Source organism: Streptomyces sp. URMC 127 (assembly GCF_051386535.1).
Classification (GTDB): Bacteria; Actinomycetota; Actinomycetes; order Streptomycetales; family Streptomycetaceae; genus Streptomyces.
Window position 1 is genome coordinate 1 of record NZ_JBPQTW010000297.1, and the last position, 6,896, is coordinate 6,896.

General features: G+C 74.7%; 5 protein-coding genes and 1 pseudogene. 5 read left to right on the forward strand and 1 reads right to left on the reverse strand.

From position 1 onward, the window contains the following. Nucleotides 1–355 precede the first annotated feature (355 nt). Nucleotides 356–949 carry a CGNR zinc finger domain-containing protein gene (locus tag ACSNOH_RS32360; protein ID WP_436725025.1) on the forward strand — a complete coding sequence of 198 codons (594 nt, stop codon included), beginning with the start codon at nucleotides 356–358 and terminating at the stop codon, nucleotides 947–949. On the opposite strand, the gene ACSNOH_RS32365 is transcribed toward ACSNOH_RS32360, so the two are convergent. Next, complete coding sequence (locus ACSNOH_RS32365; protein WP_436725021.1) at nucleotides 928–1,875, reverse strand: CHRD domain-containing protein; 948 nt, start codon at nucleotides 1,873–1,875, stop codon at nucleotides 928–930. The two genes, ACSNOH_RS32360 and ACSNOH_RS32365, sit on opposite strands and share 22 nt — an antisense overlap. A gap of 323 nt (nucleotides 1,876–2,198) precedes the next feature. Between ACSNOH_RS32365 and ACSNOH_RS32370 the strand changes: the two genes are divergently transcribed. The 4 genes and pseudogenes from ACSNOH_RS32370 to ACSNOH_RS32385 all read left to right on the forward strand — a co-directional run. Beyond that, complete coding sequence (locus ACSNOH_RS32370) at nucleotides 2,199–2,738, forward strand: sigma-70 family RNA polymerase sigma factor (protein WP_436725022.1); 540 nt, start codon at nucleotides 2,199–2,201, stop codon at nucleotides 2,736–2,738. Further along, nucleotides 2,735–3,517, forward strand: a complete 783-nt coding sequence (locus ACSNOH_RS32375) for a zf-HC2 domain-containing protein (protein WP_436725023.1) — start codon at nucleotides 2,735–2,737, stop codon at nucleotides 3,515–3,517. Before ACSNOH_RS32370 ends, ACSNOH_RS32375 begins: the two co-directional genes overlap by 4 nt. Nucleotides 3,518–3,641: 124 nt before the next feature. After that, complete coding sequence (locus ACSNOH_RS32380) at nucleotides 3,642–6,074, forward strand: HelD family protein (RefSeq protein ID WP_436725024.1); 2,433 nt, start codon at nucleotides 3,642–3,644, stop codon at nucleotides 6,072–6,074. Nucleotides 6,075–6,468: 394 nt separating this feature from the next. Then, a pseudogene (locus tag ACSNOH_RS32385) lies at nucleotides 6,469–6,896 on the forward strand (NAD-dependent malic enzyme); the annotation flags it as partial.

Sequence of the window (6,896 nt, forward strand, 5' to 3'; positions counted from 1 at the left end):
GCTAGGGGGGGGGCTTGCCGCGGGGCGCGGGGCGCCCGGCCCCCGCCCGGGTGTCCGGCGGTGCCGTACTGCCGGTGTCCGGCGGGTTTTCGTGCGGGGCGCCCGCACGTTCCTCCGCCGCGGCGGCGCGTAACCCCCACCGGGGTGTTCGGCGGTGCCGTGCCGGCGGTTGGTTCGGCACCGCCGGTTGGCGTCGTGGGGGTTGTTCGCCGTTGCGGCGGGAGGGGGTTGCGGGTGCCTGGCCGGCTCGCGTGCGGGGCGCCCGCGCTTTCTTCCGCCGCGGCGGGGCGCAGCCCCCGTCGCGTCCCGCGCGGGGTTAACAGCCCGGCGCTGCGCGAGGCACTCTGGTGGGGTGGTGGCGGCTTCGTACGGGTTGAGGTTCGACGCCGGGCGGCTCTGTCTGGATCTGGTGGCCACGGCCGGCGGCCGGCCCGGTGAGGAGCCGGCCGAGCGGCTCGGCAGCCCCGAGCGCCTGCGGGACTGGCTCCTCCGCTCCGGGGCCGTCCCGCCGGGCACCCCCCTGGCCGCCGTGGACGCCGCCTGGCTCACCCGTTTCCGCGCGGCGCGCGACCTGCTGCACCGCGTCGTCCACGCGGAGGTCGACGGCCGCGCCGCCGGCCCCGACCTGGAGCGGGTGAACGCCCTGGCCGTCACCGCCCCGCCCGCGCCGAGGGCGGAACGGGGCGCCGACGGCACCCTGCGGCGCAGCCTCGCGGGCGGGCCCGACTGCGGCGCTCTCCTCGGTCAGATCGCCCGCGACGCCGTGGAGTTGCTCACCGACCCCGCGGCCCGCGGGCAGTTGCGCCGCTGCGAGGGCGAGACGTGCTCACTGGTCTACCTGGACACGTCCCGCGGCCGCCGGCGCCGCTGGTGTTCCAGCGAGGTCTGCGGCAACCGCGAGCGCGTGGCCCGCCACCGCCGCCGCGGTCAGCGCCCGATGAAGAGGTAGTCCGCCCGGTACGGCACGGCCGCCTTCGGCTGCCGCCGCGGGTCGCAGGGCCCGGCGGGGGCGGTGCCGCCCCGCGTGTTGAGCCGCAGCACCTCGGTGGTGGAGGCGAGGACGCCCTTGCCCGCGCCGGAGCGGGTCGCGCGCAGGTCGAGTTCTGGGATGTTGCCGTCCCCGTTCGGGGTCCTGGTGATGACCTTGCCGGTGACGGCGGACCGGTCGGGGGCGACCCACTGCGGGTCGCCGCCGGGCCGTACGAAGGTGTGGGCGATGTTTCCGTCGAGCGTGGCGGAGACGTTGTCCTGGGTGAAGGCGAACCCGCCGCCCTCCTGCCGGGTGCAGGCGTAGATCTGGCTGCCTTCGACGACGGAGGCCTGGACGGTGTTCACGGCGGTGTTCATGTCGAAGTCCGCGCCGAGCGGCGCGCTCAGCCGGTGCACCTGCCCCCGTGCCGCGCCGCCGGGGAACTCACCGGTGTGCAGGTTGAGGTAGAAGCCGCCGGGCCCGGACGCGAGGGCGTCCAGGAGCTTGCGGTCGGTGACCTTCACCGTGCCGGTGGCACGGGTACCGCCGCCGGGCAGGGGCTGAGCGAAGAACGGGATCCGTACGTCGCCGTTCTTGCCGCGCTCGCCCTGGTGGAGGTGGGCCGCGGTGGGCGCGGCGATCCCGCGGAAGGAGAAGGCGTACGCCACCTCGTCGCCCCGGACGCGCAGGAAACCGACGGCCCGCCCGTCCTTGTCGCCGACTGCCTTGCCGTCCGCCGCGGGCACCTCGTTCGCGCCGCTGAGGCTCGCGGCGAAGAAGACGGCGCCCTCGCGGCCGGGCCCCGCGGACGCCTCCGCCGCGCCCAACGCCCCTAACGCCCCCGCGGCGACGGCCGCCGAGGCGGCGACGGCGACGATCGTCCGGCGCTTGCCGATGCGGTTCATGGTGAACCTCCCCGTTCTCCCCGTACGGGGCCGGTGCCCCCTGCACCGGCCTCCCGGGCTGTCGTACGGGCCCGCCGCATGCCTCCGCTCAGCGGCGAACTGAGGCCTGCATCACGGCCCTTCGGCTGAACGGAACCGCCATCCGATCCGTAAGGGCGACCCGAGCGCCCCCGCGCTGAACGCGCAGCCCGCCCGGCCCGTACTCACCGCCGGAGGGGCCGCAGGGCCCCGGCACCGGCGACGGCACCGGCGGAACGGGCGGCTACGGCTACCGGCGAGTACCGCCCGAGCCGCCGGCACGGGCTATCGACCAGGGAGAAGGCTTGCGCAAGGATGCCGCCGTGGCTGACAGGACGAGCCCCGACGAGGACCTGATGCGGGCGCTCTACGAAGAGCACGCGGGCCCCCTGCTCGCCTTCGTACTGCGCCTGGTGGACGGAGACCGCCAGCGGGCGGAGGACGTCGTCCAGGAGACGCTGCTGCGCGCCTGGCGCAACGCCGGCCGGCTGCGCGGAGCCCCCGGCTCCGTACGGCCCTGGCTGGTGACCGTCGCCCGCCGCATCGTCATCGACAACCACCGCAGCCGGCAGGCGCGCCCCCGCGAGGTCGACCCGGGCCCGCTGGAGCTGATCCCGGCGGCGGACGAGATCGACCGGGCGCTGCGCCTGATGACGATCTCCGACGCGCTGGGCGACCTGACCGAGGCGCACCGGGAGGCGCTGATCGAGACCTATTTCAGGGGACGTACCGTGAGCGAGGCGGCCGAGGTGCTGGGCGTGCCGGCGGGGACCGTGCGGTCCCGGGTCTTCTACGCACTGCGCTCGATGAAGCTCTCGCTCGAAGAACGAGGAGTGACGGCATGAACGGGCCGGCACCGGACCGCGAGCCGGACCACGAGCGGCACACCGAGGTGGGCGCCTACGCCCTCGGTGTCCTCGATGCCGCGGACGCCGCCCGGTTCGAGGAGCACCTCGCCGGGTGCCCGGAGTGCGCCGCCGAGCTCGACGGCCTGATGGACCTGACCCCGCTCCTCGCGGAGCTCAAGGAGTCGGCGCCCGCCCCGGAGGCCGTCGCGCCCCGCCCGGACCCGGCGCTGCTCGACGGGCTGCTGGCCGGCGTGGGCGCCGCCCGCAGGGCGCAGCGCACGCGCCGCCTGTGCCTGGCCGCGGCCGCCGCGGCGCTGATCGTCGCGGGCCCGCTGGTGGGCGCGGCGGTCTTCTCGGAGGAGGCGCCGGACCACAGCGGCGTGAGCGCGGCGAAGCAGATGTACGAGGACGGCGAGAAGATCGGCGCGGTGGATCCGGCGACGAAGGTCGACGCGACGGTCTCGCTGCAGCCGAAGCCCTGGGGCACCCATGTGGCCCTCCGGCTCGCCCGGGTCAGGGGCCCGCTGACCTGCGATCTCGTGGCCGTGGGCAAGGACGGCGAGCGACAGGTGGTGACGACGTGGGCGGTCCCGCCGGGCGGCTACGGCCTGGAGGGCGCCCATAACGGAGAAAAGAGCGACAAGGGCGACAAGGGCAGCAAGTGGAACAAGGAGCCGCTGTACACCCACGGCGGCGCGGCCCTGAACCGGAAGGACATCTCCCGCTTCGAGGTGCGCACCCTCGACGGCAGGCTCCTCGCCACCGTCAAGGTGTGAGCGTCAAGGTGTGAGCAAAACATCTTCAGCCCGAATAAAAACAACCATGTCCTGACAGGTGCGCTCAGCACCTGTGTTCGCGTACGGTTGACGGCTGCCCTAGGCACAGCAGAAGGGGGCTTGGGTGGCCGCGCAGAACGCCACGCACGCGCAGGTGGCGACCGGACCGCAGAGCGAGCCCGACGGGGTCCGCGACCGTGAGATCGGTACCGAACAACAGCATCTGGACCGGGTCTACCGGCGCCTGGAGGAGAAGATCCACGAGGCCGAGTTCCTCATGGACGACGCCGCCAAGCGCGGGCAGGTCGGCACGCCCGGCGCGCTAGCCGAGCGCGACGCCCAGGTCTTCCGGGCCGGGGTGCACCTCAACCGGCTCAACAACGAGTTCGAGGACTTCCTCTTCGGCCGCATCGACCTGCTGCTCGGCAAGGACGGCAAGAAGGGCCCCGACGGCGCCTACACCTCCGTCGAGCCCGCCGACGACGCCGTCCGCGGCGACCGCGCCGAGATCGCCGAGACCCTCCACATCGGCCGCATCGGCGTCCTCGACGCCGACTACTCCCCGCTGGTCATCGACTGGCGGGCGCCCGCCGCCGCGCCCTTCTACCGCGCCACGCCCGTCGCGCCCGGCCGCGTCGTCCGCCGCCGCGTCATCCGCTCCAAGGGCCGCCGCGTCCTCGGCGTCGAGGACGACCTGCTGCGCCCGGAGCTGACCGCCACCCTCGGCGGGAGCACCCTGCCGGTCGTCGGCGACGGCGCGCTGATGGCCGCGCTCGGCCAGGCCCGCAGCCACACGATGCGCGACATCGTCTCCTCCATCCAGGCCGAGCAGGACATGGTCATCCGCGCCCCCGCCGCGTCGGTGACCGAGGTCGAGGGCGGCCCCGGCACCGGCAAGACCGCCGTGGCCCTGCACCGCGCCGCCTACCTCCTCTACCAGGACCGCCGCCGGTACGCGGGCGGCATCCTCGTCGTCTCCCCGACCCCGCTCCTCGTCGCCTACACCGAGGGCGTGCTGCCCTCCCTCGGCGAGGAGGGGCAGGTCGCCATCCGCGCCGTCGGCTCGCTGGTCGACGGCGCCGAGGCCGACACGTACGACGAGCCGGCCGTGGCCCGCATCAAGGGCTCCTCGCGCATGCTCAAGGTGCTCCGCAAGGCCGTGCGGGGCGCGCTGGAGGGCTCCGGCACGGAGGCCGCGCCCGGCGCCCGGCAGGGCGGCGCCCAGGCGCCGGCGGCCGACGGCCTCTTCGGCGCGGACGACCTCCCGGGCACCGCCGCCCCCGGCCGGCCCCGCACCCCCGACCGGCTCCGCGTCGTCGCCTTCGGCGCCCGCATCGAGCTCGGCGCCGAGGACCTCAAGCGCATCCGCAACACCGCCCTCGGCGGCACCGCGCCCGTGAACCTGCTGCGCCCGCGCGCCCGCAGGCTGATCCTCGACGCCCTGTGGTCCAAGGCCGGCGGACCCAAGCGCTACACCGACCCGGAGCTCGCCGCCGAGGCCCGCTCCGCCTTCGACGAGGACATCACCACCGAGGACGACTTCCTCGCCTTCCTCGACGCCTGGTGGCCCGAGTTGACGCCGCGTCAGGTGTTGGCGTGCATGGCCGACGAGAAGCGCCTCGCGCGCTTCCCGCGCCGGGTGCTCAACCCGCGCGAGACCCGCCTGCTGGCGCGCTCGCTGCGCCGCCTGGACGCCGCCGGCCGCGGCCCGCTGTCCGTGCACGACGTGGCCCTGCTCGACGAGCTGGAGACGCTCCTCGGCGCCCCGGCCCGCCCGAAGAAGCCGCGCGAGTACGACCCGCTCGACGCGCTCACCGGGCTGGAGGAGCTGATGCCGCAGCGCTCCGAGTCGCGCCGCGAGCGCGCCGAGCGCCTGGCCGAGGAGCGCCGCGACTACGCCCACGTCATCGTGGACGAGGCCCAGGACCTCACCCCCATGCAGTGGCGCATGGTCGGCCGCCGCGGCCGTACGGCCACCTGGACGATCGTCGGCGACCCGGCGCAGTCCTCCTGGTCCGACCCGGACGAGGCCGCCGCCGCCCGGGACGAGGCCCTCGGCGCCCGCCGCCGCACCCGCTTCCGGCTCACCGTGAACTACCGCAACCCCGCGGAGATCGCCGAGCTCGCGGCCAAGGTCCTCGCGCTCGCGATGCCGGGCATGGAGTCGCCCGCGGCCGTCCGCTCCACGGGCGTCGTGCCGCGCTTCGCCGTCGCCGGTGCCGGGCTCGGCCCGGCGGTGCGGGCCGAGGCCGAGCACCTGCTGGCGGACGTCGAGGGCACGGTCGGCGTGGTCGTGCCCATGGGGCGGCGCGCCGAGGCCCGCGGCTGGGTGGCCGGGCTCGGCGACCGGGTCGTGGTGCTGGGCAGCCTGGAGGCGAAGGGCCTGGAGTACGACGCGACGGTCGTCGTCTCGCCCGCCGAGATCGCGGACGAGTCCCCGGCGGGCCTGCGGGTGCTGTACGTGGCGCTGACGCGCGCCACGCAGCGCCTGACGGTGCTCTCCGGCGAGCGCGACGACCCGGACGCCGACGGCGTGCCGGACCTGCTGCGGGACTGAGCGCGGTCCCTCCGGCGGCGGAGCTGCCGGCCGCCGCCGGAGGTACTCCCGGGACCGGACTCCTCCGGGGGGAATGACTTCCGGGGACGGTTTGTTAGCCTGGGTGTGGCACCGGCTCGATCCAAGCCCCCGGGCCCAACCTTCGTCGCTACGAGCGACCACTTGCCGCGAGGCGAGCATGGCGGGTCGGTGTCATCAAGCGTGTGTCTGACGGGCGTTCTTCCTCCGGGAAGGGCGCCCGTCGGCATGTGCGGACCGCCCGCCGGCCGGCGCCGGCCCCTTTTGTTTCCCGGAACTTTATTTCCGTAACCCGGCCCTGGTTACCCCCTACCCGTGGGTAGGTGGGACCATCGAGCCCGCACCAGCGAACCAGGGAAAGCAGAGGAAGTCGGCCATGGCAACGGCGCCAAGCGTCTCGTACTCGATGACGGTCCGGCTGGAGGTGCCCGCGAGCGGGACGTCGGTCAGCCAGCTCACCACGGCCGTGGAGTCCTCCGGCGGTTCCGTGACCGGCCTCGACGTCACGGCCTCCGGCCACGAGAAGCTGCGGATCGACGTCACCGTCGCCGCGACCTCCACCGCCCACGCGGAGGAGATCGTCGAGGAGCTGCGCAGCATCGAGGGTGTGGTGCTGGGCAAGGTGTCGGACCGTACGTTCCTGATGCACCTCGGTGGCAAGATCGAGATGGCGTCGAAGCACCCGATCCGTAACCGTGACGACCTGTCGATGGTCTACACGCCGGGCGTGGCGCGCGTGTGCATGGCGATCGCCGAGAATCCGGAGGATGCGCGGCGTCTGACGATCAAGCGCAACAGCGTGGC

Coding starts and splice junctions, on each gene's coding strand:
- ACSNOH_RS32365 (WP_436725021.1), bottom strand. CDS start 1,875: ATGAACCGCATCGGCAAGCGCCGGACGATCGTCGCCGTCGCCGCCTCG.
- ACSNOH_RS32375 (WP_436725023.1), top strand. CDS start 2,735: ATGAACGGGCCGGCACCGGACCGCGAGCCGGACCACGAGCGGCACACC.